General features: G+C 45.1%; 26 protein-coding genes, 1 tRNA gene and 1 pseudogene. 17 read left to right on the top strand and 11 right to left on the bottom strand.

Annotated elements, in window-relative coordinates:
• Together GN241_09595 and GN241_09590 are read left to right on the top strand one after the other, a co-directional pair.
• Nucleotides 1-399 carry a DoxX family membrane protein gene (locus tag GN241_09595; GenBank protein ID XAT59245.1) on the top strand — a complete coding sequence of 133 codons (399 nt, stop codon included), beginning with the start codon at nucleotides 1-3 and terminating at the stop codon, nucleotides 397-399.
• A gap of 154 nt (nucleotides 400-553) precedes the next feature.
• Nucleotides 554-892, top strand: coding sequence for a hypothetical protein (locus GN241_09590; GenBank protein ID XAT57592.1), 339 nt, complete (start codon nucleotides 554-556; stop codon nucleotides 890-892).
• Between the two features lie 452 nt (nucleotides 893-1,344).
• On the opposite strand, the pseudogene GN241_09585 reads toward GN241_09590, so the two are convergent.
• Nucleotides 1,345-2,477, bottom strand: a pseudogene (locus GN241_09585) (IS3 family transposase).
• A 47-nt stretch (nucleotides 2,478-2,524) separates the two neighbouring features.
• Nucleotides 2,525-3,058 (bottom strand): hypothetical protein, encoded by a 534-nt coding sequence (locus GN241_09580; protein ID XAT57591.1) that lies wholly within the window; start codon nucleotides 3,056-3,058, stop codon nucleotides 2,525-2,527.
• 234 nt (nucleotides 3,059-3,292) lie between these two features.
• Here GN241_09580 and GN241_09575 point away from each other — a divergent pair, with 234 nt between their 5' ends.
• The gene (locus tag GN241_09575; GenBank protein XAT57590.1) at nucleotides 3,293-4,249 is read left to right on the top strand and encodes a hydroxymethylglutaryl-CoA lyase; all 957 of its coding nucleotides are present in this window, start codon (nucleotides 3,293-3,295) and stop codon (nucleotides 4,247-4,249) included.
• 300 nt (nucleotides 4,250-4,549) lie between these two features.
• Here GN241_09575 and GN241_09570 read toward each other — a convergent pair whose 3' ends face one another.
• A complete protein-coding gene (locus tag GN241_09570) occupies nucleotides 4,550-5,467 on the bottom strand; it encodes a branched-chain amino acid--2-keto-4-methylthiobutyrate aminotransferase (protein ID XAT57589.1) in 918 nt (305 codons plus the stop codon).
• Nucleotides 5,468-5,930: 463 nt separating this feature from the next.
• On the opposite strand from GN241_09570, the gene GN241_09565 reads away from it, so the two are divergent.
• The 4 genes from GN241_09565 to GN241_09550 all read left to right on the top strand — a co-directional run bounded on the left by GN241_09565 (nucleotide 5,931) and on the right by GN241_09550 (nucleotide 10,815).
• Complete coding sequence (locus tag GN241_09565) at nucleotides 5,931-6,314, top strand: nuclear transport factor 2 family protein (GenBank protein XAT57588.1); 384 nt, start codon at nucleotides 5,931-5,933, stop codon at nucleotides 6,312-6,314.
• A gap of 196 nt (nucleotides 6,315-6,510) precedes the next feature.
• Nucleotides 6,511-7,533 (top strand): extracellular solute-binding protein, encoded by a 1,023-nt coding sequence (locus tag GN241_09560; GenBank protein XAT57587.1) that lies wholly within the window; start codon nucleotides 6,511-6,513, stop codon nucleotides 7,531-7,533.
• A gap of 3 nt (nucleotides 7,534-7,536) precedes the next feature.
• Complete coding sequence (locus GN241_09555) at nucleotides 7,537-9,744, top strand: ABC transporter permease subunit (protein ID XAT57586.1); 2,208 nt, start codon at nucleotides 7,537-7,539, stop codon at nucleotides 9,742-9,744.
• 3 nt (nucleotides 9,745-9,747) lie between these two features.
• Nucleotides 9,748-10,815, top strand: coding sequence for an ATP-binding cassette domain-containing protein (locus tag GN241_09550; protein XAT57585.1), 1,068 nt, complete (start codon nucleotides 9,748-9,750; stop codon nucleotides 10,813-10,815).
• Between the two features lie 291 nt (nucleotides 10,816-11,106).
• On the opposite strand, the gene GN241_09545 is transcribed toward GN241_09550, so the two are convergent.
• Nucleotides 11,107-11,706: a hypothetical protein gene (locus GN241_09545; GenBank protein XAT59244.1), complete on the bottom strand. Its 600-nt coding sequence runs from the start codon at nucleotides 11,704-11,706 to the stop codon at nucleotides 11,107-11,109.
• A gap of 1,240 nt (nucleotides 11,707-12,946) precedes the next feature.
• On the opposite strand from GN241_09545, the gene GN241_09540 reads away from it, so the two are divergent.
• Nucleotides 12,947-13,396, top strand: a complete 450-nt coding sequence (locus tag GN241_09540) for a hypothetical protein (GenBank protein XAT57584.1) — start codon at nucleotides 12,947-12,949, stop codon at nucleotides 13,394-13,396.
• Between the two features lie 474 nt (nucleotides 13,397-13,870).
• Here the strand turns inward: GN241_09540 and GN241_09535 are convergent, their stop codons facing one another.
• On the bottom strand, nucleotides 13,871-14,149 hold the full coding sequence (locus tag GN241_09535) for a hypothetical protein (protein XAT57583.1): 279 nt from the start codon (nucleotides 14,147-14,149) through the stop codon (nucleotides 13,871-13,873).
• Between the two features lie 590 nt (nucleotides 14,150-14,739).
• Between GN241_09535 and GN241_09530 the strand changes: the two genes are divergently transcribed.
• The 4 genes from GN241_09530 to GN241_09515 all read left to right on the top strand — a co-directional run bounded on the left by GN241_09530 (nucleotide 14,740) and on the right by GN241_09515 (nucleotide 16,107).
• Nucleotides 14,740-15,036, top strand: coding sequence for a hypothetical protein (locus GN241_09530; GenBank protein ID XAT57582.1), 297 nt, complete (start codon nucleotides 14,740-14,742; stop codon nucleotides 15,034-15,036).
• A gap of 98 nt (nucleotides 15,037-15,134) precedes the next feature.
• Entirely contained in the window at nucleotides 15,135-15,443 is a 309-nt protein-coding gene (locus GN241_09525; GenBank protein XAT57581.1) for a hypothetical protein, read from the top strand.
• Nucleotides 15,444-15,608: 165 nt separating this feature from the next.
• Complete coding sequence (locus tag GN241_09520) at nucleotides 15,609-15,887, top strand: hypothetical protein (protein XAT57580.1); 279 nt, start codon at nucleotides 15,609-15,611, stop codon at nucleotides 15,885-15,887.
• A gap of 1 nt (nucleotide 15,888) precedes the next feature.
• Nucleotides 15,889-16,107, top strand: coding sequence for a hypothetical protein (locus tag GN241_09515; GenBank protein XAT57579.1), 219 nt, complete (start codon nucleotides 15,889-15,891; stop codon nucleotides 16,105-16,107).
• Between the two features lie 371 nt (nucleotides 16,108-16,478).
• On the opposite strand, the gene GN241_09510 is transcribed toward GN241_09515, so the two are convergent.
• The gene (locus GN241_09510) at nucleotides 16,479-16,772 is read right to left on the bottom strand and encodes a hypothetical protein (GenBank protein XAT57578.1); all 294 of its coding nucleotides are present in this window, start codon (nucleotides 16,770-16,772) and stop codon (nucleotides 16,479-16,481) included.
• A 376-nt stretch (nucleotides 16,773-17,148) separates the two neighbouring features.
• Here GN241_09510 and GN241_09505 point away from each other — a divergent pair, with 376 nt between their 5' ends.
• The 3 genes from GN241_09505 to GN241_09495 all read left to right on the top strand — a co-directional run bounded on the left by GN241_09505 (nucleotide 17,149) and on the right by GN241_09495 (nucleotide 18,812).
• Nucleotides 17,149-17,895 (top strand): redoxin domain-containing protein, encoded by a 747-nt coding sequence (locus GN241_09505; GenBank protein ID XAT57577.1) that lies wholly within the window; start codon nucleotides 17,149-17,151, stop codon nucleotides 17,893-17,895.
• Nucleotides 17,896-18,139: 244 nt separating this feature from the next.
• Nucleotides 18,140-18,216, top strand: a tRNA-Arg gene (locus GN241_09500).
• 92 nt (nucleotides 18,217-18,308) lie between these two features.
• Nucleotides 18,309-18,812: a hypothetical protein gene (locus tag GN241_09495; GenBank protein XAT57576.1), complete on the top strand. Its 504-nt coding sequence runs from the start codon at nucleotides 18,309-18,311 to the stop codon at nucleotides 18,810-18,812.
• 174 nt (nucleotides 18,813-18,986) lie between these two features.
• Here the strand turns inward: GN241_09495 and GN241_09490 are convergent, their stop codons facing one another.
• Complete coding sequence (locus GN241_09490; GenBank protein XAT57575.1) at nucleotides 18,987-19,622, bottom strand: hypothetical protein; 636 nt, start codon at nucleotides 19,620-19,622, stop codon at nucleotides 18,987-18,989.
• Between the two features lie 419 nt (nucleotides 19,623-20,041).
• Between GN241_09490 and GN241_09485 the strand changes: the two genes are divergently transcribed.
• Both GN241_09485 and GN241_09480 read left to right on the top strand, forming a co-directional pair.
• Nucleotides 20,042-21,136 carry a serine hydrolase gene (locus GN241_09485; GenBank protein ID XAT57574.1) on the top strand — a complete coding sequence of 365 codons (1,095 nt, stop codon included), beginning with the start codon at nucleotides 20,042-20,044 and terminating at the stop codon, nucleotides 21,134-21,136.
• 301 nt (nucleotides 21,137-21,437) lie between these two features.
• Entirely contained in the window at nucleotides 21,438-21,746 is a 309-nt protein-coding gene (locus GN241_09480) for a hypothetical protein (protein ID XAT57573.1), read from the top strand.
• A 46-nt stretch (nucleotides 21,747-21,792) separates the two neighbouring features.
• On the opposite strand, the gene GN241_09475 is transcribed toward GN241_09480, so the two are convergent.
• From GN241_09475 to GN241_09460, 4 genes are all read right to left on the bottom strand, one after another.
• Nucleotides 21,793-22,401 (bottom strand): NTP transferase domain-containing protein, encoded by a 609-nt coding sequence (locus tag GN241_09475; protein XAT57572.1) that lies wholly within the window; start codon nucleotides 22,399-22,401, stop codon nucleotides 21,793-21,795.
• Nucleotides 22,402-22,535: 134 nt separating this feature from the next.
• Entirely contained in the window at nucleotides 22,536-23,822 is a 1,287-nt protein-coding gene (locus GN241_09470) for a DUF21 domain-containing protein (protein ID XAT57571.1), read from the bottom strand.
• Nucleotides 23,823-23,918: 96 nt separating this feature from the next.
• On the bottom strand, nucleotides 23,919-24,863 hold the full coding sequence (locus GN241_09465) for a tyrosine recombinase (GenBank protein XAT57570.1): 945 nt from the start codon (nucleotides 24,861-24,863) through the stop codon (nucleotides 23,919-23,921).
• Entirely contained in the window at nucleotides 24,863-26,392 is a 1,530-nt protein-coding gene (locus GN241_09460) for a hypothetical protein (protein XAT57569.1), read from the bottom strand. Before GN241_09460 ends, GN241_09465 begins: the two co-directional genes overlap by 1 nt.
• Nucleotides 26,393-26,514: the final 122 nt, after the last annotated feature.

The following is a 26,514-nucleotide window of genomic DNA, read 5'->3' as shown; positions in this document are numbered from 1 at the left end:
ATGGAAAAAGCAGCTACATTTGCAGCGCCAGTGAGCAGGGTATTCATCTCGCTTATCTTCGTAATGTTTGGATTAAATAAGTTGTTCAACTACGGCGCTACTGCGGGTTGGATGGAGGCAATGGGCGTCCCAAGTTTTCTTCTACCTTTTGTTATAATCTTAGAGGTGTTCGGGGGCATCGCTATCATCATTGGCTGGCAAACCCGTTGGATTGCTTTGGGATTGGCAGGTTTCAGCATTCTATCTGCTCTAATTTTTCATAATAATTTTGCTGATCAAAATGAAATGGCAAGTTTTATGAAAAATATTGCAATTGCTGGAGGTTTTTTATTTTTTTTCGTAAACGGCGCAGGTGCTTGGTCTTTAGACGAAAAAAAAGACGCGTCTGTTGAAAAGTAGCCTCAAGTTTAAACATTGAAACTTAATACGGCTATGCAGGAACCTTGCGTGGCCGTATTAAATTTGATTTACGCTAAACTATCAAAAACCTTAAATAATTGCTCTACGAATTCCTGCGCTGCGTTATTCTGAAAAAAATTAATGGAGAATGCTGATGGCGCGCAAAACATTTCTGGCAATACACACGTATAAAAACGAAGTGGCAAAGAAAAATACTTTTGAAAGTTTAAAGAATACGGTTCGTACAGATTACGAATGGGCAGACCGATGGAATTTTCCTAAAGCGCAATGCATTGCAACATGGGTGGGAACAGATGATTTCTTCTTTTGTCATTGGGAGGCGGAAACGGAGGAGGATATCATGATTACGCTTACGGAAAATGGCATGTACGAAAACTTAATAACTGTGGCCTATCCGATTATTATGCACATCAATAAAAATGAATGTTCCGGTCGTGATCCTTATCAAGTTTGGGCGGACGTGAAAGTTTGACAAAATTAAACCCGATGTACAGCATATTCACAGTCTATAGAATTGAAAAAATTTAGAATTATGTTCAGGACTTTAAGAATTTAGGAAGTGCGGATTGATTGGATATTTCAGTCTAAGCATTTCTCAGCAGCGTCCGTGAAAAATAGCCTTGGTTCAGGCCTCCCAATATAACAATGCTGTTCGAAATATATTTGTAGAGTCTCTGCATATTTTTGTAACACATTAGTCACAAGCAAATAGTTAGGATGAATAATGGAAAATGCAGTCTGGTCGGTGATAAAATATACACCTAAGCATGGTTGCTCAGTTGAATTTAAAAAGGCACTTGAGCGTTTGGCCGAAATTATGAACAAGCCAGATATTACTTGGAGTCTTATAGAGCTAGACACTGGTGAAATTGTTCAAATCAGTCGAATACCAAGTATCGATGCTATAGTTGAGTGTCCAGTCCCCTATATTCGTCCATTGATTTTTGGTTTCTCTAATAAGGTTTCTGGGACGGGTGGGCGCATGTTCAATGCATGGTGAGGTCTGAACTGGTTGTATTGCCTAAGCCAAACATTGATAGCGACCTGGGCTTGCCGTGTGGTGTGGAACCATTCTGCGTTGAGCACTTCTTTTCGCAAGGTGCCGTTAAAGCGTTCGTTATACCCATTTTCCCAAGGGCTGCCTGGATAGATTTGCATTGGTTTGATGCCGATCCTCTTCAGCCAGTCCTGTAGATGCGTGGCAATGAACTCAGGTCCGTTGTCAGAGCGAATAAACTCTGGCTTGCCGTGTTTCATAAACAGTGGGTGCAATCCGTCCAAAACATCGTTCGCATTCATTTTGGACCGCACTGCCACGCAGAGCGCTTGACGGGTATATTCATCTAGAACCGTCAGCATTTTATAGCTGCGCCCATTGCTAAGCTTATCGTGCACAAAGTCGATCGCCCAAATATGATTGGGATGTGTGGGCCGCAGCCTGATGATGGAGCTGTCTTTATGATAAAGCCGTTTGCGCTTCTTGTGCCGGCGCGGCAGCTGTAAACCTTCTTCGTTCCATAAGCGCTCGATCCTCTTGTGGTTAACACGCCAGCCTTCCATGCGCAGCAGGGCTGTGACTTTCCTATAACCATACCACCCATATTGCTTGGCCAGCCGGATCATCGCCAAGCGTAGTTCGTTGTCATCTACTGGTTTGACTTGATAGCGCAGACTTGAGCGGGCTACATCCAGAACAGCGCAAGCACGCCGCTCAGAAATATCCAGCTTTTGACGCGTATGAATAATAGCCTGACGAAGCTGAGCCCGCGTCAGGCCCGCGGCTTTAGATGATCAAGGCTCTCCTTCAGGATCACCTTGTCTAACTGCAAGTCAGCGACGATCTTCTTCAAGCGCTCGTTTTCTTTCTTGAGCGATTTCATCTCAGAAACCTGCGAACGAGAAAGGCCTCCAAACTTCTTACGCCAGTAATAATAACTCTTATCAGAAATCCCAGCTTTGCGACACGCACTCACAACGTCCAAACCATCATGTAAATGAACATCAATCTCGCGTAACAACTTCAACACATCTTCATCAGAATAACGCTTTCGAGCCATGTTTCCTTACTCCCTTTGCCAAAATATACTGGCACAGTTCTAGGGGGCTAAGACACCAATGCCGCTTGGATGCCGATAACCCCGAACATCCCGCCCATGATATCAATGACAGATGCTCCAGCGCGTAAAGGCCTACCTTCTGGTCCTGTCATATAAGCAAGACCCGCCATCATCTGTACCACCTCGTCAAGTGCTGTTCGATTTGCGTAGGGACCCTCTAAAAATCCTTTTAACGAACAATAAATTAGGCCCGGATTATTTCGGCTCAGTTCTGTGTAGCCAAGTCCAAGTTTTTCTAGGGCACCGGGCCTAAAATTTTCAATTATAACATCGGCACCGGTTGCTAATTTTTTAGCAGCCTCGATCCCCCTAGGCGATTTTAAATCAAGCGCAATGGAGCGCTTATTGCGGTTATATGATGCGAAGAAACCGGCGCCGTTATGTTCTAGTCGGCGGGTTGTATCTCCACTTAACGGTTCTACTTTTATGACATCGGCACCGAGGTCACCTAGGATCATACCACAAGTTGGCCCCATGACCATATGACAGAATTCAATAACACGGATGCCGCTTAAAGGCATTTTGAAGTCCCAGCAAAGATTTTATACTTTGGCACTAATGTCGTACCCATATTTTCCCCTGATCACTCGATATTTGTCATGTGGAAACGATCTAGCATGATTTCCTTTCGTTTTAAACGCTTCTTAAAATCGATAATTTTGTTATTTGAATGACGCATTACAGAACACCTGATATACTTCCTTCGGTGATCGTTTGATACTTTCAATTCATGCGCAATTTAAGGAGGTTGCTTTATTTCTGATTTACCAAATTTTGTCGAAATTTTTGAAGAGGGACCACGAGAGGGGTTTCAAATTGAACCTGGTCCTATATCGACGGCTCAAAAAATAAAGCTTGTAGATGCTTTATCAAATACTGGTTTGAAAAATATTCAAGTTTGCTCTTTCGTGAATCCACGGTTAGTGCCGGGTTGGGCAGACGCAGAAGAAGTAGTGGATGGCTTTACTGCAGTCGAGGGTGTAAATTATACGGGGCTCTATTTTAATAGGAAGGGTTTGGACAGAGCGCTTGAATATAAAGATAAGTTAACGCTATCTGGTTCAATTTCCCTAACTGCTTCGGAAGGTTTTACTCAGAAAAATTTAAATAGATCCCACATTGAGAATTTGGCAGCCATGAAACGGCATGCCATAACCCTTTTTGATCATAAGATCAGCGTCAATAATATAGGAGTGATGGCAGCTTTTGGTTGCAATTATCAAGGTGATATTGCGCCAACTTGCGTTGTGGATATTTTGAAAGATGGAATGCGGATAGCGGAAGAGACAGGTGCTAAGATCACAGATTTCTCTCTGGCAGATACAATGGGTTGGGCGTCCCCTCACAAAATTGAAAGTGTCTTAGGAGAAGTGCGTAATGAGTGGCCAGAGATGCAGATATCCCTTCACCTTCATGATACTCGGGGTTTAGCCGTTGCAAATGCATATGCTGCGTTAAAAATGGGAATTCGCAGATTCGATTCTACAGTTGCTGGCTTAGGAGGGTGTCCATTTGCTGGGCAGCCACAAGCGGCTGGTAATATTTGTACCGAAGAACTCGTTTTACTTTGTGAAGAATTAGGAATTGAAACCGGAGTAAATTTAGATGCGCTGATAGAAGTTGGGCGATTGGCAGAAGATATTGTTGGGCACCAGCTTCCTAGTGAGTTGGTCCATGCTGGCAGCCTAAATGCCTTTCGGCGTAATATTTAGCATTAATTTTGCATCTCATCAGATACTCTTTTTGTTCATAAAATCATGAGAATTTGGTTTACCCTAGCTGCTAGTAATAATTTCAAATCACCAACGCGGTTATCCATGTTTAAGATTGGTTTGGGTAATGTTTCAGCTTGCATGCCTTAAGAAGTGAAAGCTGTGGATTATATGAAAAAATAGGTATATTATGCTGATTTAAATAATTATTTTGTAGTATTTTTGTGATGTTTTTGAGGCCGGTTTAGGCTCACAGCTGCCATTTTCTGCTTCAAAGACTCTTCGCTTTCCGATCGAGTTTCAGGTCAAATCGCCCGTAGGAGCATAGCAGATCTTTAACGCCAAATCTTCACGTTTGTGCCACTCCCAATAAGTGTGTAAGATCTTTGCTGTGAGGGGGCCAATTGCGTCATTTCCAAAAATACGGCCATTTACGCGCGTAACTGGAACCGGCCCCCCGGCGGTCGTAGCTGTGAAAACTTCTTCGGCATTCATAAACGCCTCTTCGCTGATATCGGTCGCCGCGCAGGGGATACTTAATGCCTCGCAGATTTCTAATACAGTTTTGCGGGAAATTCCTTCAAGCATTCCCGATTTTGGTGTGACAACGCTTCCGTTAATCACTGCAAATATGTTGAACCCTGGTCCTTCGGTCACCAGATTATTATGATCCAGCAAAACAGTGGTGTCATATCCAGCGTCTAATGCTTGAAATAACGCCGCTGTCATATCACCCCAATGATAATTCTTTACCGTGGGATCAACCGAATTTGGTGGAATTCGCCTCGAATCCCGCGCAACAGAAATATGCGCGCCGCGTTTTGCGACAGCCTCTGGTATCACCCATATAAATGGAACCGCCCAAGCATAAAAATAGTTTTTGCAGGCTCTTGGGTCACGCGTGCCCGGAATTAGGGGCGTTCCGCGTGAGGCCACCATAGAGACATATGCGGACCGTAATCCGGAGGTTGCGACCAACTCAATCAAAGCATTTCGAATGGCACTTCTATCCATGCCCACATCAAGACGCATTTTTTTCATTGAAACTTCAAAACGATCTAAATACTCCTCAAAGCGGAAAAAAGCGCCTTCCCATACGTGAACCACGTCATAGGTAATGTCAGAGCGCGTTAAGCCCCAATCAAAAACGGATATTTTGGCTTCTGAAACGGGTATAATCTGACCGTTCATCCATGCCGCCCCTGCCGAAAAATCCATGTCACACCTTTCTCATATGTCGATAAGAAGTAGAGATACCACTTGGCTGACGATAGATCTACTCGACTAAAAATGAGTTAGAAATTGACTTTATCAGCGGCATAACCGTCAAATATTATGTTTTCTTGTTCTCTGACTTAGTGGGATACTGTGCGAGCCTATCGCGCAAATGAGGGGCAATGCGCGATCCCTTTAATGAAATGCGCTTGATTATTGCTTATGATCGCTATTGTATCGGGCGCTGATGCCAGACCAGCTTTGAACGCGCCAAAACTATACCCAACTTTTTAAGCCTTGTTCTTTGAACATCATGTGCGATCAAAATATACGTCATCTTCTTTGCGATGGGTTGAAGCAGCTTTTGGCCCGCTTTAACCCCGCGATAGGGGAGCTTTTCTAACATAAGTAAAGACTTCACATATGTCTGCGTTGCGCTATGCTGGCTCAGTAACGGGGTGGGCTAATGACTAGGCTAGACACGGCGCGAGCGTTTTTTGAAGCATGTGACTATGGCAAAGGTTGGAAAGACTGCCAGGCATATTGTCACAAGGACGCGTCCTTTGAGACCGATTCTGAAACCCTTGCTGGCGTAGACAGTTTAGATATTTATTGCGATTGGATGACAGAGGCGTCAGCAATGTTTGATGACAATGTTGAAGTTGAAGTGAAAGCCGAAGCTCATGATCGCGATAAGGATATTGTGCTGATTTATGCTGAAATACGGGGCAACGTGATTATCGGTCCAAAGCCGATGTTTATGAAGACAGATTATGTGTATGCAATTCATTTCAATGGTGAGAAAATAAGTCACATTACTAAGGTCTGGGAACTTAAGTTGCCCTCTTAATGCTCCTTCGCCGGAACCGCGGCTCATTCTTAGCGCCTGCGATAATTGTATTGCTAAAACTGTGTCTCATCAGAGGTCAATGCTAGAATGTTGTTTTGTAAATTATTCTGTTGCAATGGTAATTTAACCATGGTTGTCTAGCCTCTCATGGGCCTTTAGGCTCACAGAATAACAAAATTCACTGGGAGGGAATAATATGAAATTTAATACACTTATTGTTGCGGGCGTTATGGGCCTTTCCATTTCGGCAAGCGCTGCAAGTGCTGCAAAACTTACCTTTTACTGCAGTGCACAAGAAGATTGGTGCCAATTGATGGCGCGCAGCTTTGAAGATGCCACCGGAATAAATGTAAATATGACCCGAAAATCATCCGGTGAAACTTTTGCCCAGATCCGGGCGGAAGCCTCGAATCCTAAAGGTGATGTCTGGTGGGGCGGTACTGGGGATCCTCATCTGCAGGCAGCAGAAGAAGGCCTCACAGCAGAATATATGTCACCAATGCGGGACCAATTGCACCCTTGGGCGATCAGCCAAGCAAAAAGTGCTGGCAACAAAACGATCGGTATCTATTCAGGAGCGCTGGGTTATGGCTATAATACAGAGGTATTAGCAGCCAATAATCTGCCCGAACCAGGCTGCTGGAAAGACCTTTTGAAGCCCGAATATAAAGGCCATGTTCAAATGGCGAACCCGAATTCATCGGGAACCGCCTATACCACGCTGGCCTCTATGGTTCAGATCTTTGGCGAAGATGAAGGTTTTGAATTCATGAAAGGGCTGCATTCAAATATAAACCAATATACAAAATCAGGCTCTGCACCGATCAAGGCGGCAGGTCGTGGTGAAAACACCATTGGTATCGTTTTCATGCATGATGCGGTGAAACAAGCTGTTTCGGGCTTTCCTGTGAAAGTCGTCGCCCCCTGCGAAGGTACCGGCTATGAAATTGGATCAATGTCCATTATTGATGGCGCGCGCAATATGGATGAAGCCAAAGCCTTTTATGACTGGGCATTGACTGCCGAAGCGCAAAACCTGGCTTTAGAAGTTAACGCCTTCCAAGTGCCGTCAAATACAGGGGCAAAAACCTCTCCAAGCGCACCGGATATGTCTTCGATCAAATTGATTGACTACAACTTCAAGAAATATGGCTCTTCAAGCGAAAGAAAGCGTCTTTTGAAAAAATGGGATGATGACGTATCCGTTCTTCCCCAATAAATAATGCAAAACTCCACTGCTAAACAACAGATCCACCCGACCCTTATCCTCTGGATAGCCATCGGGTGGATCGGCTTTTTTATTCTTCCCTGGTATGGCGTTGAAGACGGGTTCTTTTCTTTTTTATGGTTGGTTGATGGTTATCCTTTTGACGCGGATTATGCGCCGGCCGCGATCTTAATTTTGCAAGCTGAAAAACTTTGGCTCGCGCCAATGCTTCTGTTTTTGGCTTTTCCCCTTTTGATTTTGAAGTCCCATAAGAATGACCTTTGGTATTCCCGGTTATTGATCCTGTCTGGAGCAGGCGGGCTTGCGTATCTGACTGCGCAGGGTTTTGGCATTGGAATACGCGGCTTTAACTATCCCATTTTATCCCAGATCTTCGGCGAGTTAGGAGACCGCCAATACGGCATGGGTTATGGCGGCTTGATGGTAGCATCCGCCTTCCTATTCCTTTTGACGCAGGGGATTGCCGCGAGGGGAGCGGTGAATGGTGATATTTTTGTTGTCTCCGCAATCGGAGGCGTGATTGCAATTGTTGCAACGTTCGTTTTTTTTCCAATTGTAACCATGCTGATCACCGCCTTTGTTGCCGATGATAAAAGCTATTCGATTGTTGTATTCTTCTCAAAATTATTTGATGACCGCATTTGGGGCTTGGGTTGTTTTTATGGGACTCGCTGCGGCGTCGCTTGGAATTCACTTTTTCTCGCCATATTGGTGGGGCTTATTACCACCGTGCTTGGGTTGATGTTCGCCCTTGTGGTGACGCGATCTGGCTTTAAATACAAAAAGCTTTTAAGAGCGTTAACCGTTCTGCCAATCGTTACGCCGCCCTTTGTTATTGGTTTAGCCTTAATCTTACTATTCGGCCTGTCTGGCTCTGTAACGGTCTTTTTTGCAGATCTTTTCGGGGTGGCCCCAACGCGGTGGCTCTATGGCTTGCCGGGCATTTTAATTGCGCAAATTCTGGCCTTCACTCCGATCGCCTTTCTCGTTCTGATTGGGGTTGTCGAAGGTGTTTCGCCCTCGATGGAGGAAGCTGCACAAACGCTGCGTGCCTCAAAATGGCAGGTTTTCAAAACTGTTTCGCTGCCGCTGATGCGGCCCGGGCTCGCCAATGCGTTTTTACTGGGCTTTATCGAAAGCATGGCTGATTTTGGAAATCCCTTAGTGTTGGGGGGGAATTATGACGTGCTTTCAACCGAGATATTTTTCACCATAGTTGGGGCGCAATATGATCAAGGACGCGCCGCGGTTCTGGCGATCATCTTGTTGTTCTTTACGTTATCGGCCTTTTACGCGCAACGTAGATGGCTCGGCAAAAAAAGTTACACCACTGTCACCGGAAAAGGTGATACTGGTGTTCATCCCTTAATGCCCCGCGCAGTCTCTTTCCCCGTTACCGCGATGGCTTGCCTCTGGGCTGGTTTTAGCGCTTTGATCTACGTGATGATCCTCTATGGCAGTTTTGTCGAATTATGGGGGGTTCGAAATGCCCTTACCTTCAAACATTATATCACAGCTTTTTCGGTTCGCTTATCTGAAAGCGGACTCCGTTGGACGGGCGCGGCGTGGGATAGTTTTTTCACCACCCTCAAAATCGCTGCGATTGCGGCGCCCTTAACCGCAATCGTTGGCATTATCACTGCGTATCTTTTGACCCGCCAAAATTTTGCGGGAAAAAATAGCTTTGAATTTGGTACGATGCTCAGCTTTGCAATTCCGGGCACCGTGATTGGTGTCAGTTATATTCTAGCCTTTAATGTGCCACCGATCGAAATCACCGGCACCGGAATTATTCTGATTGTCAGCTTTGTGTTTCGCAACATGCCGGTGGGCGTGCGCGCGGGCATCGCATCGATGAGCCAATTGGACAAATCTTTGGACGAAAGCTCACTGACCTTGGGGGCAAATTCTTGGCAAACATTTCGCAAAATTATTTTGCCACTGCTGCGTCCTGCGATTTTAGCCGCGCTTGTCTACAGCTTTGTGCGCGCCATGACCGCCATTTCTGCAGTAATTTTTCTGGTTTCAGCCGAATATGACATGGCTACAAGCTACATTATTGGGCGGGTTGAAAACAATGATTACGGGCTTGCGATTGCGTATTCGACAACGTTGATTCTTGTCATGTTAAGCGCGGTTGGTCTTTTGCAGCTTCTTGTCGGGAAAACAAAAATTGGCCGGCGGGCCAATTCGGGAGATTAAAATATGGTCGGAATTAAGAGCAATGCAGCACCGGTTTCCTTTCATGATGTTACTAAAATTTATGGAAAAGATGTGGTTGCTGTGGATTCGATCAATCTCAATATTGAGGCGGGTAAACTGGTCACGCTTTTGGGGCCATCCGGATGCGGTAAGACAACGACTTTGCGGATGATTGCGGGTTTGGAAATGGCGAGCAAAGGCAAAATTATGATTGGCGGGCTTGATGTTACAAAATTGCCAGCCACCGATCGTGATGTGTCGATGGTATTTCAATCCTATGCTTTATTTCCCCATATGAGCGTGTTGGAAAATGTCTCTTATGGGTTAAATTTTTCTGGATTTAAGAAGCCTGAGGCGCTTGAGAGGGCCAGCGCGGGGCTCGAACTGGTTGGGCTTTCAGGCTATGGCGATAGATTGCCAAGCGAATTATCGGGCGGGCAACAACAGCGCGTTGCGGTTGCGCGCGCCTTGGTGCTGGAGCCGCAGGTGCTTTTATTTGACGAGCCTTTGTCAAATTTAGATGCAAAATTGCGGCGGCAAGTGCGCGAAGAAATACGCGAAATTCAGCAAAACCTTGGCTTAACGGTGATTTATGTCACCCATGATCAAGAAGAGGCGTTGGCCGTCTCGGATGAGATTGTGGTTATGCGAAACGCAGCAATTGCACAAATCGGATCCCCAAGGCAGCTATATGATGCACCAGCAGACCATTTTGTTGCAGACTTTATTGGCGAAGCCAATTTAATTCCCTGCGAGGTGCTAGATGTTTCAAACGAGATGGCTGAAATTGAAGTACGAGGGTTTGTGCATAAATTGCCAGCGAATGGGTGTAGCGCTGGCCCCGCGACGCTTGCGGTACGGCCATCGCGTTTAGATATTAAAGCCAAGGCCGGCATAAAGGCCACGGTGCGCAAAGCCACCTATGTGGGCAATCGTATGGAATACAGCTTAAATATCGGTGGTTTAGATATTTTCGCGGTGCATGACGATGTGGATAACCCGTTATCGATCGATGAAGAAATCCATCTCGGGTTGTTCGAGACGGGGCCGGTTTTATTACCTGCCCTTTAGTTGCTCTGTAACGTCTCTCGCAGCGCGGTATCGAGTTTAAATTATTAAGTTTCAGCTAAAAGAATGATCAAATTTAAAATTAACAAGAAGATTTTAACTTAATATGATATGATGCTTCTGTAGTCTCTACAATTAAACAACGGTCCCGAACTATTTGTTAAAGATAGTTAAAATGCAATCCGTGAGCAAAGTAAGGTTTCAAGGGATCGAACAATAGAGCGACACTGAACCCATTCTTTTTTCAAGCCGATGATTACCTGACAGGGCGATAGAAACCTGCAGAGCAGGATTTCAGCAACCTTTATAGGCTTTTTTAAAACATTCGTTTGCGAGATTTCGCGCTTCCTTTATTTGAGAGGGGCTCATAAGCTCTGTCAAAAGCCCCTTTAATTCTTCACCCATCTCAAAGCCATTAGAGGAAGCATGGTTTGCCCACATATGAGCGTAAGCCAAGTTTTCTTTGACACCTGGACCTAGATAATAGAGCCTGGCCAAATTGTACTGTGCAATCGGATTGCCTTGTTCAGCAGCGCGTGTGTACCATTTAACAGATGCTTTATAATCTGGAACAACGCCCAGACCAAAACTATGCATTATTCCAAGATTGTATTGGGCCACAGCATGACCTTGCTCGGCGGCGCGCGTAAACCATTTAACCGCAGTTTTATAATCTTGGGGAACGCCATTTCCTTGCCGGTACGCGCTGGCTAGACAGATTTGAGCCTCTAAGTTTTCCTGCTCTGCTAAAGATATTTGCTCTTCAAGGGCAGGGCTGTTCTTATCTTTTTCTTGTGCCGCATAAGCCGTTTGAGTCTCAGCGCTCCATGCTGGCCCGTGGCTTCCAAAGGCAAAGCACATCGCAAAAGATAAATATATAAATAACTTTCTCATGACATAAGGATACACTAGATTTGAAATTTGCAAAGCAACAGAACGTTTAAAAACGAAAATCAAAAAGGGTAATTCGATTTATTTCGCCTCATAGGTTCTTGCGAATTACACAATAACGCTTTGAATAACGTCACCTCTGTTTTGGCGCGTGTTTTCAAAAAGCTTAGTGGAGAAAAGCTGTGCTGTTCGATCTTTTCGGAGTAAGCCCTCGCATATTTGTTTCATATTAGAGGTGTGGCCGAAGCGGATTCGTACCGGAAGGTTGTACTACTTGAACGCTATATCTTACCTATCATAGGGTATGAGTTTGTAAATTTCATGATGCATACCCATTTCAGCAGCCATCTCTCTTACAAACACCATATGCGCGGTTAATTTACCTTCATCGCTTATTTAAGCTAAACTCAATGCACTATTTGGGCCGCTTTGCCCAATATGTTCTGGATCCCACCAACCAGCCCGCTTCTCAGCGTTTTTGGGTTTTGTGTACATCATGTGCCAGGTTTCATAGGCCATATCCCCCAAATCAATGTGAAAAGCGTAATTCATTGCAACCACGATGTTTAAACGGGATCAAACAGCCCAATCCAAGTCTGAGCAAGGAATATATAAGGGTCTCATGGCGCAAAGCCCATTAGGGGAGGCGCAGTAGTTATATGATCCAACAATCATTATCACGGGCCCGTCCAGCCCAGCACGCAGCATAAGCGATAGATGATTATAGCCTGAGCCAATAAGCAAATGCGTTTGTTAAGGCTTAGCCATTGACTATTGGGGCGGATCTAGGTCACAAAGTCCCAAGCGACATAGCCAAAAGATGCAGTTAAGGGGCTTTTCAGATGTGCAGCACGACAATGGGATTGTCTGGAGTTATCATCTTTGCACTGGTTCTTACCCTTATCATATGGGTGCTTTATGAGGCCTCAGTTTTCTTATGGAAAAATAAATCTAGGATCGTGAAATCTGCGATATGGGTTTGGTCCTTACCAGAGATGCTTCACCAGCGTTTTTCCAATTCGTAAGGCTAATTGTGGATAACTACGCACATCCTAGCAACGCCAATATTCAACGCTGCCCACGCTGCGCGGCTCCGTTGCAAACAATCGTTGTGCATGGTCACGAAGCTTGCGCGTATTGTAAATCCAACATCATGGAATGCTGTACGGGGGACACTTGTGTTACAGATCACAATTTGGCACTGGGGTATGAAAGATCATAAATGTTTAGGTGAAGGTTCTTCATGAACGAAAAAACTGCCAGTGGGAAAGCTGAGTCCAAACCGGTGATTGCAAAAAATGAGCTTTCAAAGCCACCCACGGCTTCGCACGACGCTTCAACAGCACCTGCCGAACAAAAATCAAAAGAAACCGCCGGCACTTCAGGAGAGAGCCAGAAGAAAACAGATGCACCCAAATCTGCATCACAAACATCTACGAGCCATTTTTCAAACGTTTCCACGCCCGAGTATCGTTCTGGCTGGGATAAAATTTTTGGAAAACCAAAACTAGAAACGGCACGCGTTGAGCCGCTTAGTAAATACGATCAGCGCAAAGCATTGGTGGCGGCGCAGTGGCAAAAATACCAAGCGTCAAAAAATCCAAAGCACTTGGCTGTAATTTGCCAGGAATTGCCTTTCTTCGAACATCCAGAAGTTGGTGAAGAAATAGCTAAGTTGCTTATGGACAAGTAAAACTGTAACCGCATGCAAAAGGTGAATTAAAGTTATGGAGCGGGGTAAACATGTTTATTAGAGGTGCCTTCTTCAAAGGAACGCTTAAGACAAGAATGGAAGAAGATTTTCACAACTACTAGCGTGATAACTTGGTTCCGCTTTGGAGTGCATTTCCAAATTTACTAGAGCTTCGCGTTCTTCGCTATATAGAGAGCGATTGCGCAGAAAGCCGCTTCCCGCTTGTGATGGCGATGAGATTTGAGTCTCGCAACCATATAGAAAAGGCACTTGCGTCTCCCACGCGTTGGGAAAGCAAAGAAACTTCGAAGAAACTGTTTGAAATGTTTGATGGCTAGGTAATTCACACAGTGTTTCGTGCAGACCAGTTTGATCCGTTTGCGGCGGATTAAATTTTAGGTTTTGCGCCGCTGTGTAACAGTTCATTTATGCAGACCGGCGAAGAAAGCCCTCTTTTTCTGTTCTTGTCACAGCCTATACATGAACCAACACTTCACCATCAAACGCGATCATGTCTTGCACATGGTGAGCAACATCTTTGAAAAATGATTGTACAAGCGCACCGGCCGTTTGCGCGATTTCTTCTGTTTCATAAACTGCCATCAATAAAGTGGAGGTAGGGCCCGTTCTTACGATATGACGGCTGGCAGCAGGCGGCATATTATCTGGGCACCATTTTTCCCATTTGGCGATAAATGTAATCAAGTCATCTTCTGAATTATATTCCGCATTTACAATTCTAGCGTATTTCATGTGACTCTCCCTGCGTGGATAGATTTTAAAGAGCCGCTTGCTTTAAGACAATCCCAGACTTTCTGTCATTTATGTGGGTTCTAGAAATGTGTATCAAATCAAAGCTGTCGAAAATCACTACAGCAAAGCCTTGCAAATGATGAAAAATAAGGGGGGGTATGGGTCGAATTTTTGGTCTAAAATGGGCTAAATTACAATCTTTTCTTGGGTTTAAGGCAGGAGAATTAAGGAAAGTCTAAGGTCCCTATAGATGCCATGTCGGTTCGGTCAATGCGGCCAATACTAGTGCTCTGAACCGGCAATCACCTGCTTGGCAAGAGATGCTCTCCATAGACTCTGATTTAAGTAGGCTCATTGATAATTTGAATTTAACTGCGGGTTCTTAGGAAATAATTTTGTAAGGCCCTAAATGGGTTGAAGGGCAACATCCCTTAGATTTGATGATATGTTAAGATAAAGGGGTAAAGTTTTTGGAACGCCGCATCACAAAGCGCTGCCTAAGTGCTTATCGAACCTGCCATTAATTAGATTCCACATATTTATGTGGGGCGTTATCCTATGGCAAATCAACCGAGAAACATATCGCTGGCATGATCAATTGTATGCCCTTCCATGCCAAGGCGGGCCAAGAGGAAGCGCTGTTTAAAGCCTGCGCAGAATATACCAGAGATTATCCCTTTGATGATATTATGCATCATATTATTTATTTAGGTACAGGTGAATACGCTCTGATAGGCGTGCATCATAGCGTTGAAAGTTTTATTGAAATTATGAATAGAGACAATCGTGTAAGCGACATGATGAGGCTATATGTTGAGCCTTATGAAGACGGAGAAATTTTCCATTCCTTTTCGGGCCCGGTGGTAAATTATGGCGATTATCTTTAAACGCCTTTAAACAACACCCATAGTGGTGAGGATGATGCCAAATAATGGCTGGAGCTATTTGATCACTGCTATTCAACAGCCAAATCTGGGAGGCTTTGATGGATGAAATTCGCCGCACGATTATGAATGAGTTCGTAGATGAAACATGTTGCGACATGTTTATCATGGTGTTGAAACAAAAGTGGCCTGAATTTGATGGTGATTTAAAGGGAAGATGTACTGTGGAAATTGTAAAGGATAGCAATGACCCTCGCTGCATGAGTGCCAGCTTAACCTTTGAACATCTTGATGATTTTATTTTGATTTCAGATTGGGCAGAGGAAACAATTATTCCTTTTAGAGATAGTTTATCGCCGAAAACACAAACGTATAATGGTGTTGTCGAGGCCAAATTTCAGCTGGAATAATAAACCCAATGCATTCTGTGAAACCGCGGCGGGTCTGAGGGATTGCTGTGCAAGCGCAATCGCTGACGCTGATTTATCGACCCGTTTGTAATCTAATTTGTCCGAATTCTGACTTTACATCAGCCTGTTATTCATACTGGGTCTGCTTTGTAGGCATATGCCGCAATGGCTGGCAAGATTCCGTGGATCGATTTGGAACGTTTTTGCGTTATAATTGGCGATCAAGTGTCCCATTCCAGTTTTTGCTTGGGATCCGTTTTCAGAGCATACTATAAAAACTTCATGAGCCTTGGAAACGGGATTACTCAAGGCCATACCGCGGAAGCATTCGCAACCGGATTTGCAGCGCATGTGATTGAAGGAAGCCCTTTTTATACCTATCTTGTAAATGCAATGGGGCCGCGCACGGCTAAAACAATTCGAAAGATTGTAAAGGATATGTAAAATGTTTGAACCAAAGGGCACACAATACAAAACGATTGATGATAAATTAAACGCCTACAATGCGTATCACGGCACCAATCATGTGCGTAACTGCTCCAATGCAGAATCCATAGGTTTTCACGCTCATGTAGCTATCTTCGGTATAGAGACAAAAGCACCCGATGAGGTGATGGCAGAATTGGCGGTTATGGCTCCCTGGGCGTTGACCGTAATGAAATAATTCAAAACTATACAGATAGATGCATTGGTATTTCAGGCTCTGCAACACCTGTTCGATCATACGATTTTTGACACAGCGACCCTGTGCAGCAACCGAACGCGGACCTTCGAAGAGCTTCTAGAAAATTCATCCTTCAGAAGGCTGCAATGAAATTATTACAAAAAACGGGGCCCAAAGGCGCTATCTCGTGGTGAATATTTTATTTCAACGTCAATGATGGATAAATTCCTTTGGCAAATTATGCGGTTCCTATCAAGGCCGGTTAACTTTGTTTTCTGTTTTAAAACCGACTACGGCTATCGGTGCGGTGAACGCTGGGAGTAAAAGCGCGCTATCTTAATAATCTAGAAACCAAAGTTAAGGATAATTGGTTAAAGGTCAGACATGATTGAGATTATCGGCCCCATCGTTTCCTCTACCATTTTATGGCCCGATGCTTCAGCTGTTTTTTTACGATTTTCATTTCTAAGCGCCACCTCATCTTTGGCATCTTGTTCTGAAGCAAAAATAATTACCGATTGGTGTGTATTCTCATCAATCCGCCACCAGATCACATCTAATGCCTTTGTTTTTGGTTTAAAATTTTGTTGATTTTCTTGCATTGCCTCTAGGCTTGGCAACCCATCCGGCCAGAACCACTTGGTATAAATTGCATATTTTGTCATCTTTACTCCTCTTAATTATCTTGGGTGTAGGACATCATAGGGCAAGTGTTTTTGACAACTAAAAAATTTCGATGTGAATTTTCTATAAAACCTTAAGTTTTGAAAATTGTTTAAAACCTTCCACACTTGACGGATCAGACAATTTGAAATTCACTTCCCGTGTTGCCGTGTTGCCGTGTTGCCGTGTTGCCGTGTTGCCGTGTTGCCGTGTTGCCGTGTTGCCGTGTTGCCGTGTTGCCGTGTTGCCGTGTTGCCGTGTTCCCGTGTTCCCGTGTTCCCGTGTTCCCGTGTTCCCGCGGTGCCTTAGGTTTGACGGCGTATTGAGCATTCCTATAATTTGGAGCAGTGACTGCTAATTTGAGTGAAGGACAGAAGGATGCGTTGGCTTTATAAAACAACCTCTCAAAATTTTGATGTTAAAGAAACTCGTTTGAATGATCATATGAACCAAATGGGTCAGGATGGCTGGGAATTGCTGTCAGTTGTTCCCCCTCAATATGCAGGGAAGTTTGTGTTTTTTTGGAAAGCCTTAGAGGCATCCTCAAGCATAGGTGACCTTTCAAAACCGGATCAGGATGCCAAACCGAGCATTCTAGAAAAGCCAGAGGAGTCGGAGTCCAAGACTGTTGGTAGATTGCAAGTGGAAGCTTCTCAGAACGGTTTCGATATTGGTGATAAAATCCCCGAATTTGAACTTCAGTCAACTTCAGGAGAGCTATATTCGACAGCCAATTTGTCTAAAAATACCATCCTTTATTTTTACCCAGCTGATGGCACTGAAGGCTGCACCATTCAAGCAAAGGGCTTTTCTATCGTTTATGAAACGTTGACAGATTTAGGTTTAGACATTGTTGGTGTGTCACCCGATACGATTTCTGCCCATGACAAGTTTAGGTTGGATGAGAATATTCCGTTCCATTTGCTGTACGATGAAGGTGCAGCATTATGTGACAAACTGAATCTTCTAAAACGCCCGCCGCCAGATGAACAATATCCTCTGCGCGTTACGTTTTTAATTGATCACAACAGAAGAATTCTGGGTAAATGGAATGATATTGATGTCGAGACGCATTCTGATGATGTTGTTTCTTTTGTTGTAGATATTCTTGAAAAAGCAAATTGAGCTTTTCTTAGGCTATTATGTCCGACGCATTGCACCCTAATTCACGAGCATGGTTCTTTGCGTAATTTTAGAAAATTTGGAAGGTTTCATATAATTGTTGTCTGTATATGCGTGGGCAGTTTTGTGCTGTCTGGGGGTTGGCCGTTAAACTCTGCGAATGGTTTTCACTTTATGTTTGATTATTTTTTCGATGTATTGTAACCGAGCCGTAAGGAACTGGTAGAGTAGCCTGTCTGTTATTATTGCACCCGTAGCTCAGCTGGATAGAGCGCTGCCCTCCGAAGGCAGAGGTCAGAGGTTCGAATCCTCTCGGGTGCGCCACTTCTCATCAGACTTAAACAGTCTACCGATAGATAACCTACTGATAACATTCTCATAAGTAGCTTTGCCTTAGTATTGGGCTGGAAAGAGTGTTGACCAGATTACTGACCAAAAAAGTCCCTTATACGTTTAATCGTGCTGGGTATTACTACTTCTCAAGACGTGTTCCCGCCAATCTTTTGAGCCATTATTCCTATCCCCGTATTGTTCAGGGGCTTAAGACGAGGTCTGCGCAGACCGCTAAATCAAGGGCTTTGGTGGCTGCGGCTAAATTAGATGAATACTGGTCTCACCTTAGAATGGCTGACCCTGATCTTATTGGGTGCAGTTTGTTAAAGTCGGGATGTGGTTCATTTGCCCGAAATACTCAGCTTGATGTGTCTAGTGCCACTGAGCAGTGTATTACACTGCCTGAGGCTTTAGAAACCTATGTCACGCAGAAGGGTGCTGGTAAGCCAAAGAGCTTTGAGGCTGCGGCCCAAAGAGCCTGTACTTATCGTGTAGATGCCTGTGGAGCTAAGAACTTGGCCGAGTACACCAGAGCAGATGCTCTGCGTTACAGGGATTACCTGATTGCTAAGGGTCTGGTTGGCTAAAGCGTTAGCAGAGTAATGAGTTTTATCAGAGCCGTCTTTAACTTCGCCATCTTTGAGTATGCGCTTGATCTCAAGAACCCCTTTGTAGGGATGTACTTTGACAAATCGGCTGGAGCAAGCAAACGGCTTCACATACCGATAAAAGACATCCGCAAAGTCCAAACCCAGTGCCGCTTAATAGACGATGATCTTAGATGGCTGGTGGCTTTGGTCGAAAACGGCAACTATGGCCAAATTTTTCTTTTTGCTAATGTTTGTATTATTTCCGTCCAGTTTACGTTTTTGCGACGGGTCTAAAATTAGATCGTAAGCGTGGAATTCGTTTTGTTTAATTTTTTGGATACCCAAATCGTGAAATTCATAACTGGTTTTACCCTTTATAAAAGCATAGATCACCTTTGAGATAGAAATACCGCCAGTTTGCGCTAACGCCTCTAGTCTAGCGGCAATGTTAACACCATCACCTAGTAAATTGTCTTTTTCTTTAACCACATCACCAGAATTAATCCCGATCCGGAACTTTAGTTTTACAGAGGTTTCTTCAGATAAGTTTCTTTTTCGAATGCGTTTTTGGAATTCGACAGCACAGTCAACTGCGGACACTGCACTTGGAAATTCTGCTAAAAAAGAGTCTCCGCCAGTATTAAATAAGCGGCCATCATACAGTTCAAACAGACTTGTTAGCAAAGTTTCACATTCGCGCAAGTTGTGAATGGTTTCACTTTCGTCAGCTTCCATATGTTTGCTGTAAGACACGACATCAGTCGCAAATATTACGGCTACTTTTCGCTCAATTTTTTGCTTTGCCATCTAACTTTGCTCTAAATCTTTTTACAGGGATAAGATTACATCTGAACGTGCAGTAGTCCAGATGAATGAAACTGGATGTCGTATATAAAGACGAACTGCCGATTTCGTTTTTGTCAATGCTGCTTGGTAAAATTAGTGCGTTCAGTTTTTTCTAAGGGCCTTACAATGCAAAGCCTCAGGCATTCGATTAGAGATCGTCTGAGAGCAGTTGAGTGTCCCTCAGATGTTATCCGATCAAATAGGTGGTTGGGCAACTGAAGGCGTAGGGCAGGGTTATGGTAAGGGGCATGATCTATAAGTATGTGCAAAATGGATGAATTTAATTTCAGCCTGATTTAACCATCGTCAAACGAGCCAATTGATTTGAGTCAAAGGTAAATGCTCGTTAGCATTTAATGGATCATAAAAGGTTGAGTGTGATGCATAGTTTGATTGAGATTGATCCGCAAAAAGCTGGTATGGATAGCTGCCTTCTTTCGAAAGCCATAGATTTCGCTATCGAAAACGAGTCCAGTATGGATCGCAATATAGGTGCAGCTTTAGAAAAAGGGCATTTCGAAGAGCCTTGGCCTATTGGCAAAACAATTGGGCCAGTGAAGTCTAGAAAGTCTGGTTCAGGCGTAATCCTTCGCAGTGGTCAACTTGTCAAAACTTGGGGTGATACTGAGTACGTTGATATGACTTTCAGTATCAGCAAAAGCTACCTGTCATTGTGTATGGGAATTGCGGTTAAAGACGGCATTATTCCCGATATTCATGCTCCCATAAAAGATATCGTGAAGGATGCAGGCTTTGACAGCTTACAAAACAGAGACATCACTTGGGCGCATATGTTGCAGCTTACGAGTGAATGGGAAGGAACTCTTTGGGATAAGCCTGATTGGATCGACCATTATAGAGATGTGATGGGTGACACGACCCATGCCGAGAAAAGGGGAAGCAAACGTACATTGCAGCCGCCAGGTACTTATTGGGAGTATAACGATGTTCGAGTAAATCAATTATCGTTTGCCCTGATGAGAGCATTTGGCCGCTCTTTGCCAGAAGTGTTACAAGAAAGAATTATGGGTCCCATTGGTGCTACGAAAACTTGGGAATGGCACGGTTATCAGAATTCTTGGTCAGAGTTAAACGGGAAACAAATACAATCAGTATCTGGAGGCGCTCACTGGGGTGGTGGCCTTTGGATCAGTACTAAGGATCACGCCCGTGTCGGTCAATTAATGCTCAATAAGGGACGATGGAACGACCAGGAAATAATTCCGGAGAAATGGATAGAAGAATGTACGACACCTTGTTCCATAGCCCCTTTCTATGGGTATCTTTGGTGGTTGAACGATCCGCGTAACGGTATCCTCTCTGGAACACCAAAATCGGCATATTGTGCGATGGGTGTTGGAACGCAAGTCATCTATGTGGACCCTGAGAATGATTTAGTGGTTGTCGCAAGGTGGATCGAGCAAGATAAGGTCTCTGAATTTCTTAGAATGGTGTTGGCGAGTATTGAGAAATAAAACTGAGACAGACGTGATGATCTAGATAAGTAATCTGGTCAACATTCTCTCCAGCCCAATACTAGGGCAAAGCTACTTATGAGAATGTTATCAGTATGTTATCCATCGGTAGACTGCTTAAGTCTGATGATAAGTGGCGCACCCGAGAGGTAGTTCTTCGCTTTACAACAGCCCCGAATTACTTCTGACATCTTTATATCATCCTAGTAGTTAAATTGATGATCTTTCAAATAAATGACTTGCCTTTGATGTGATAACTCCATTTATTGATCCTCAAGTCAAATTCTGGGAGATAGGATGAATGGCTGTATCGACGATACAAAACGATCTTGAAATTTATGGAAATGTCCAAAGCCAAGGAGATGTTGTGATTTCTGGGTCAGTTAAAGGCAACGTTGCTGCAAAAGCGGTTGATGTAAAAGACAGCGGCCTGATCGCGGGCAATATCACATCAGAAGAACTGCTTACCGAAGGTAAAATAAAAGGTAAAATCAAGGCCACATCCGTTAACCTAAAACTGACCTCATCCACCGATACGCATATGGTAAGCAATACGCTTGTCGTAGAAACAGGGGCTACGCTTTTGGGAAAATTCAAAATCGGGGCGTAATCAGCTGCGGTTTGGGGCATGCTGTATTTCTGATAAAGAAAGTCTTTTACTTTTTGCGCAATTCAGATCTATGCCGCCAGGCTATCCAATCTTCGGGCGTATCAAGATCGTTTGTTGCATGCGAGCCGGGCAGGGTGATGTGTTTTATCGCTTTTCTATCTTGTGCGATTACGGCGCGGGCGCCTTGATCGCCCTGTAAGGAAGTTAAGGATTTAAAGCAGCGATTGGGAAATACCACCGGATGGCCCAGCTTCCCATTGGCAGAAATGGCTTGCGTAATTACTTCAGGGTTTTTCTGATGCGCAGCCAGTAAGAGCTCAATATCCTCGCGTGTTAAGTCTGGCATATCTGCTGGGATCACCATTACGCCAGAATGAAGGCTTTTTTTCAACATGCTGGCGGCGCTGGCCAGCGAATAGCCCATGCCGCTTTGTGAATTTAAAATGAAACGTCGCTCAATTGGCAGGCCAAGTAAACAAATTGATCTGGGATGAGCCGCATCTGGCAAGGCAACGATCACTTTTGTCGATACTTGGCAGGCAAGCAGGGTTATGCGTTGAATTTGGGGCAGGCCAGAGACTTTCTGCGTAAGTTTGTCCAACCCTCGCATCCGCTTGGATTGCCCAGCTGCCAAAATGATAATTGCCATTTCCATATAGAGTATCTACGACATTTAACGCAAAATGTAGACACAAGAATTCTGAACATGAGTTTTTCGGCTGCGAAGTGAGCGCTTAAACCTCAGATTTAGCATTGCGACCAGGCGCCAAAACCGTGGCTCAGGTAAGGTTAGAGTGGCCTGATTTTCAATTCTGTGATGCGGTTTGCAATACGTCCCGAAACCTCAAAGCGAAACCCGTGAAAACTAAAAACCTGGCCTATAACGGGTATTGTTTGCGCCTCGTGAATGACCAACCCGGCGATTGTGTTGGCTTCGGTGTCCGGCAAGGCCCAATCATTAGCGCGATTTAGGTCTCGAATTGTCATTGTGCCGTCAATTACAAATTGTCCATCCTCGGTCTGTGCAATCGAACTGGTGACATTTTCGTCAAATTCATCTGTGATTTCGCCAACGATTTCCTCTAGAATATCTTCCAGCGTCAAAAGGCCTTGCAGGCTGCCATATTCATCAACGATCAACGCAAAATGCGCATGGCGGAGCAAAAACTGCCGCATTTGATCATCCAGTGGCGTGGTGTTGGGCACAAAATAGGGTTCCATCGCCACATCTCGAATATCAAACGAGTCAAAGTTACGCGTCGCCGTTTCCGGATTGCTCATAATTCGATACACTGTTCGCGCAAGATCTTTGGCATGGATCACACCAATTATATTTTCAGGGTCATCTTTATAGACAGGAAGTCGCGTATAGCTGCTATCAAGGCATTGATTTAATATATCCATCGGCGGTTGTTCTGCATTGATCATTTCAATTTTTGAACGATGCAACATAATTTCTTCAACGGCCCGCTCAGACAGGTCAAGCGCCCCAAGAATACGATCCCGGTCTTCCTTTTCAACGATCCCTTCAGAATGCCCCAAACTCAAGGCCCCGGCGATTTCTTCGCGCATCGCCTGATCGAGCATATGTGTATCGCTGCGCACGCCAAACAATCTGAGCACACCCCCAACCAGCCAGCGCACGGCGCTGGCGAAAGGAGAGAATAAAACAATACATATTTGGATGGGGCGGCTGACGCGGGCTGCCGCGGCCTCTGCATTTGTAATGGCGTAGGTTTTTGGTAAGACTTCCGCGAAGACCAGAATGAGAACCGTCATTACCAAAGTCGCCAGTGCCACGCCGCTTTCGCCAAAAGATCGCGTGAAAACCGCCGTTGCCAAAGATGTTGCCAGAATATTGACCAAATTATTGCCCAATAAGACCGAGCCGATCAGGCGTTCGTTATCTTCGGTGATCTTAAGGGCGCGTTTCGCTCCGCGTGAACCCTTATCCGCCTGCGCGCGCAATTTTCCGCGCGACGCTGCAGTTAAAGCCGTTTCGCTGCCTGAAAAAAAAGCAGAAAGAATTATCAAGCCCATGATGGTGCTGATCGTGATCCAGAACGCGGTATCCATATCGGTTTCCGATGTGCCCTTATTCGCTAGGTTTAACTTTCATATTCTATGCAGCTTATGCTCTTTGCGTTCAAGTCGGTTTGCTGGGCGGCTGGTCTATTTGGCTTTTTTTGAGGTGTTGGAAAGCGGGTGGTGGTCTAATACCAATTGCTGAAGCTGGTCTTCCAGAACATGCGTATAAATTTCAGTGGTGGCAATATCAGCATGCCCCAAAAGCGTTTGTATCACCCGCAAATCCGCCCCATTCGCCAATAAATGACTGGCAAATGCATGCCGGATGGTATGCGGCGTGACTTTGGAAACATCTAAACCCGCTAAAACGGCCCAAGATTTAATTTTTTGATAAAACCAAATCCGTGACATCGGCGCATTGGCATTGCGCGAGGGGAATAAAAAACGCGACAGCGGCCTGCCATCTTTGTGCGCTTGTTTGTCTTCCATGTCGCGCAGCGCAACCCAAGCCGTCAAATGGCGTTGGGCTGCCGTGGTCAGAGGCACCAGCCGCTCTTTACCGCCTTTGCCGCGTACCAGCAGCATCTGAGGCTTCCCGCGAACCTCTGCCAAGTGCAAAAAAAGTAGCTCGCTCACCCGCATGCCGGTTGCGTAAAGCAGGTGCATCAAGCACGCGCTACGGCTCTGTTCTCGCAGATCTTTGCCAGCGCTTTCGGCGGTTGCAAGTAATCTGTCAACATCGCTTATGCTCAGCGTTTTGGGAAGCTTTTTGCTTTGCCCAAGACCGGTGATTTGAGCAGCGGGATTGTCGTTTCGCCATTCTTCGCTAAAGGACAGCAGAAAAAACTGTTTTATTACCGATAAACGACGTGCTCGGGTTGTGGGGGCAAAGCCTTTTTGTTCTTGACCAACCAGATAAGATTCAATCTGCTTTTGGGTGACCTTCAGTAGCTTGATCCGGTTGGCCTGAAGCCACGTTTTGAAATCGTTTAAATCTCGTTCATAAGCCGCGATTGTATTTTTTGAGGCTCCCGTTTCGGCAATTTTTATTTCTAAAAAGCTTTGAATAAGGCCCTGATCAGTTGTCATTAATAGCCCAACTTAATTAACGAGAGGGTCGCGCGTCGGGCGGTGTCGTCAAGCCCAATGTGACGCAAGGTGGAGAGTGCTTCGATTAAATCCTGCAGATCACCGTCGCTGCCCTTTTCGAATTGCAAAGTGGCGTTCAGAATAACTTCACCCAGCTTGCCTTGCGCCAATAAATTACTCACCGAATATGGAATACGCGGTGTTTTATATGCTTTCAAAATGGCCTGTTCAAATTCATTCCGAGGGGAGAAAAAGGTAAATCGGTTTAACGCAACCGCGACCTCTAAGCGATGTTTGCGCGATCGGGTGATAAGAGCTTTTGCTGCGTCTTGGTAATGATCGGTCAACAACCCCATTTCATGCACCAAAACAAGATCCTGTTTTAATAGGTTGGCCGCGACGAGGCGTTTGTAAAAAAGCCGCGCTATCGGTGTTGCAAGCGCTGAAGTGCCCATAGCGCTCCAGACAGTGCGCAGCGCATCCGATATCCGCGCCGGCGCGTTGGCCTCTAAAGCCTGTTCTAAGTCCTGGATCATGGTAACCCGGTCCCATATTCCACCCGAGGCAGGAGCTGGTTTTTTTGTTAATAAACCCAATAATTGATTATCGCTGAACACGCCGCTTTTGCTTAAGCGTTCTGCCGCTTCTAATTGAGCTTTCCAGCCCTTATCGCCAGAAAGTTCTGCAACCGAAAAAGCCAGGGGTAAGTCATTGGCAGGCACAGGTTCACCAAAGGCTTCATATAGACGATATTCAAGCGGTGTCAGGACGCTATCGGCGGAAAAATAAAGATCGCTGGTTTTTTCTGAGCCGGTTTCCAGAAAAAAATGCAGCAGGGCGGTTTCGCGCGGTGTAAGGCTTTGCAACGCCTCTGCGGTGGTCAACATAATATTCGCGCTCTGCCATTCCCCCCGGCGCGCAAGGCAGTAAATGCGGGCACTGTCGTTTTCAAATGCGGCCCCTAATTGGAGGACTTGTTCGCAGGCGGGTTCCAGAGCTTCACTATACATAGAAAGATCAAATAGAATGGGCACCAGAGGCGCGGGCAGAGGGGCGGCGCGTTCTAACATTGCAAGCGCCGGATCAATGGCGCCATATTGTATCAATTTTTCTAGCTTTGCGCGAAGGAAGTTAAATTTTCCGTTGCTGTCATAAGGCGCATCACCCTCCGCAAGCATGACCCGCATAGTGAGGCTTTGAATCGAGGGGTTTTGGCTTACTTTGCTGGCTTCTAAAAGGCTGAGCAAATCCTGAGTTGTGCTGTTGCGCCATAGAGTTAAGGGCAACCCCGTGACTTCCGGGGGCAGCAAGCCCACAGCGTCGCGTTGGATATCTCTTAAAACTGTTACTTCAATATCGGTTGAAACGGTTGCGCTGAGGGCAGGGTTTTCGCGCAGATCCGGCGTTGATGATAGTTTAGGGCTGCCTTTTATGCTGTGCTCTGCCAGCCAATCAATTGCCGATAAAGGTGTTTCTGCATACGCGCTCAAGGGCAGCATCAAACAGAAAAGCCAAAACCTAACCGTCATTCAGAATCACCGGCACTGTTGTCAACGTTCGCGTAGGCACGAAGGATACGCCAAAAAAAGGGCCCAAATAAGCGAATAAAATCAGAGATATAAAGCTTAATACTGCCAGCAGAAAAAGCCAT

It is taken from the genome of Rhodobacteraceae bacterium IMCC1335, assembly GCA_039640495.1.
Classification (GTDB): Bacteria; Pseudomonadota; Alphaproteobacteria; order Rhodobacterales; family Rhodobacteraceae; genus Thalassovivens.
This window is presented reverse-complemented; position numbering and strand designations above follow the sequence as displayed.

What these genes read in the sequence shown, in the direction of transcription:
- GN241_09595 (XAT59245.1), top strand. Translation starts at nt 1, where the DNA reads ATGGAAAAAGCAGCTACATTTGCAGCGCCAGTGAGCAGGGTATTCATC.
- GN241_09590 (XAT57592.1), top strand. Translation starts at nt 554, where the DNA reads ATGGCGCGCAAAACATTTCTGGCAATACACACGTATAAAAACGAAGTG.
- GN241_09580 (XAT57591.1), bottom strand. Translation starts at nt 3,058, where the DNA reads ATGCCTTTAAGCGGCATCCGTGTTATTGAATTCTGTCATATGGTCATG.
- GN241_09570 (XAT57589.1), bottom strand. Translation starts at nt 5,467, where the DNA reads ATGGATTTTTCGGCAGGGGCGGCATGGATGAACGGTCAGATTATACCC.
- GN241_09565 (XAT57588.1), top strand. Translation starts at nt 5,931, where the DNA reads ATGACTAGGCTAGACACGGCGCGAGCGTTTTTTGAAGCATGTGACTAT.
- GN241_09560 (XAT57587.1), top strand. Translation starts at nt 6,511, where the DNA reads ATGAAATTTAATACACTTATTGTTGCGGGCGTTATGGGCCTTTCCATT.
- GN241_09555 (XAT57586.1), top strand. Translation starts at nt 7,537, where the DNA reads ATGCAAAACTCCACTGCTAAACAACAGATCCACCCGACCCTTATCCTC.
- GN241_09550 (XAT57585.1), top strand. Translation starts at nt 9,748, where the DNA reads ATGGTCGGAATTAAGAGCAATGCAGCACCGGTTTCCTTTCATGATGTT.
- GN241_09545 (XAT59244.1), bottom strand. Translation starts at nt 11,706, where the DNA reads ATGAGAAAGTTATTTATATATTTATCTTTTGCGATGTGCTTTGCCTTT.
- GN241_09540 (XAT57584.1), top strand. Translation starts at nt 12,947, where the DNA reads ATGAACGAAAAAACTGCCAGTGGGAAAGCTGAGTCCAAACCGGTGATT.
- GN241_09535 (XAT57583.1), bottom strand. Translation starts at nt 14,149, where the DNA reads ATGAAATACGCTAGAATTGTAAATGCGGAATATAATTCAGAAGATGAC.
- GN241_09530 (XAT57582.1), top strand. Translation starts at nt 14,740, where the DNA reads ATGATCAATTGTATGCCCTTCCATGCCAAGGCGGGCCAAGAGGAAGCG.
- GN241_09525 (XAT57581.1), top strand. Translation starts at nt 15,135, where the DNA reads ATGGATGAAATTCGCCGCACGATTATGAATGAGTTCGTAGATGAAACA.
- GN241_09520 (XAT57580.1), top strand. Translation starts at nt 15,609, where the DNA reads ATGGCTGGCAAGATTCCGTGGATCGATTTGGAACGTTTTTGCGTTATA.
- GN241_09515 (XAT57579.1), top strand. Translation starts at nt 15,889, where the DNA reads ATGTTTGAACCAAAGGGCACACAATACAAAACGATTGATGATAAATTA.
- GN241_09510 (XAT57578.1), bottom strand. Translation starts at nt 16,772, where the DNA reads ATGACAAAATATGCAATTTATACCAAGTGGTTCTGGCCGGATGGGTTG.
- GN241_09505 (XAT57577.1), top strand. Translation starts at nt 17,149, where the DNA reads ATGCGTTGGCTTTATAAAACAACCTCTCAAAATTTTGATGTTAAAGAA.
- GN241_09490 (XAT57575.1), bottom strand. Translation starts at nt 19,622, where the DNA reads ATGGCAAAGCAAAAAATTGAGCGAAAAGTAGCCGTAATATTTGCGACT.
- GN241_09485 (XAT57574.1), top strand. Translation starts at nt 20,042, where the DNA reads ATGCATAGTTTGATTGAGATTGATCCGCAAAAAGCTGGTATGGATAGC.
- GN241_09480 (XAT57573.1), top strand. Translation starts at nt 21,438, where the DNA reads ATGGCTGTATCGACGATACAAAACGATCTTGAAATTTATGGAAATGTC.
- GN241_09475 (XAT57572.1), bottom strand. Translation starts at nt 22,401, where the DNA reads ATGGAAATGGCAATTATCATTTTGGCAGCTGGGCAATCCAAGCGGATG.
- GN241_09470 (XAT57571.1), bottom strand. Translation starts at nt 23,822, where the DNA reads ATGGATACCGCGTTCTGGATCACGATCAGCACCATCATGGGCTTGATA.
- GN241_09465 (XAT57570.1), bottom strand. Translation starts at nt 24,863, where the DNA reads ATGACAACTGATCAGGGCCTTATTCAAAGCTTTTTAGAAATAAAAATT.
- GN241_09460 (XAT57569.1), bottom strand. Translation starts at nt 26,392, where the DNA reads ATGACGGTTAGGTTTTGGCTTTTCTGTTTGATGCTGCCCTTGAGCGCG.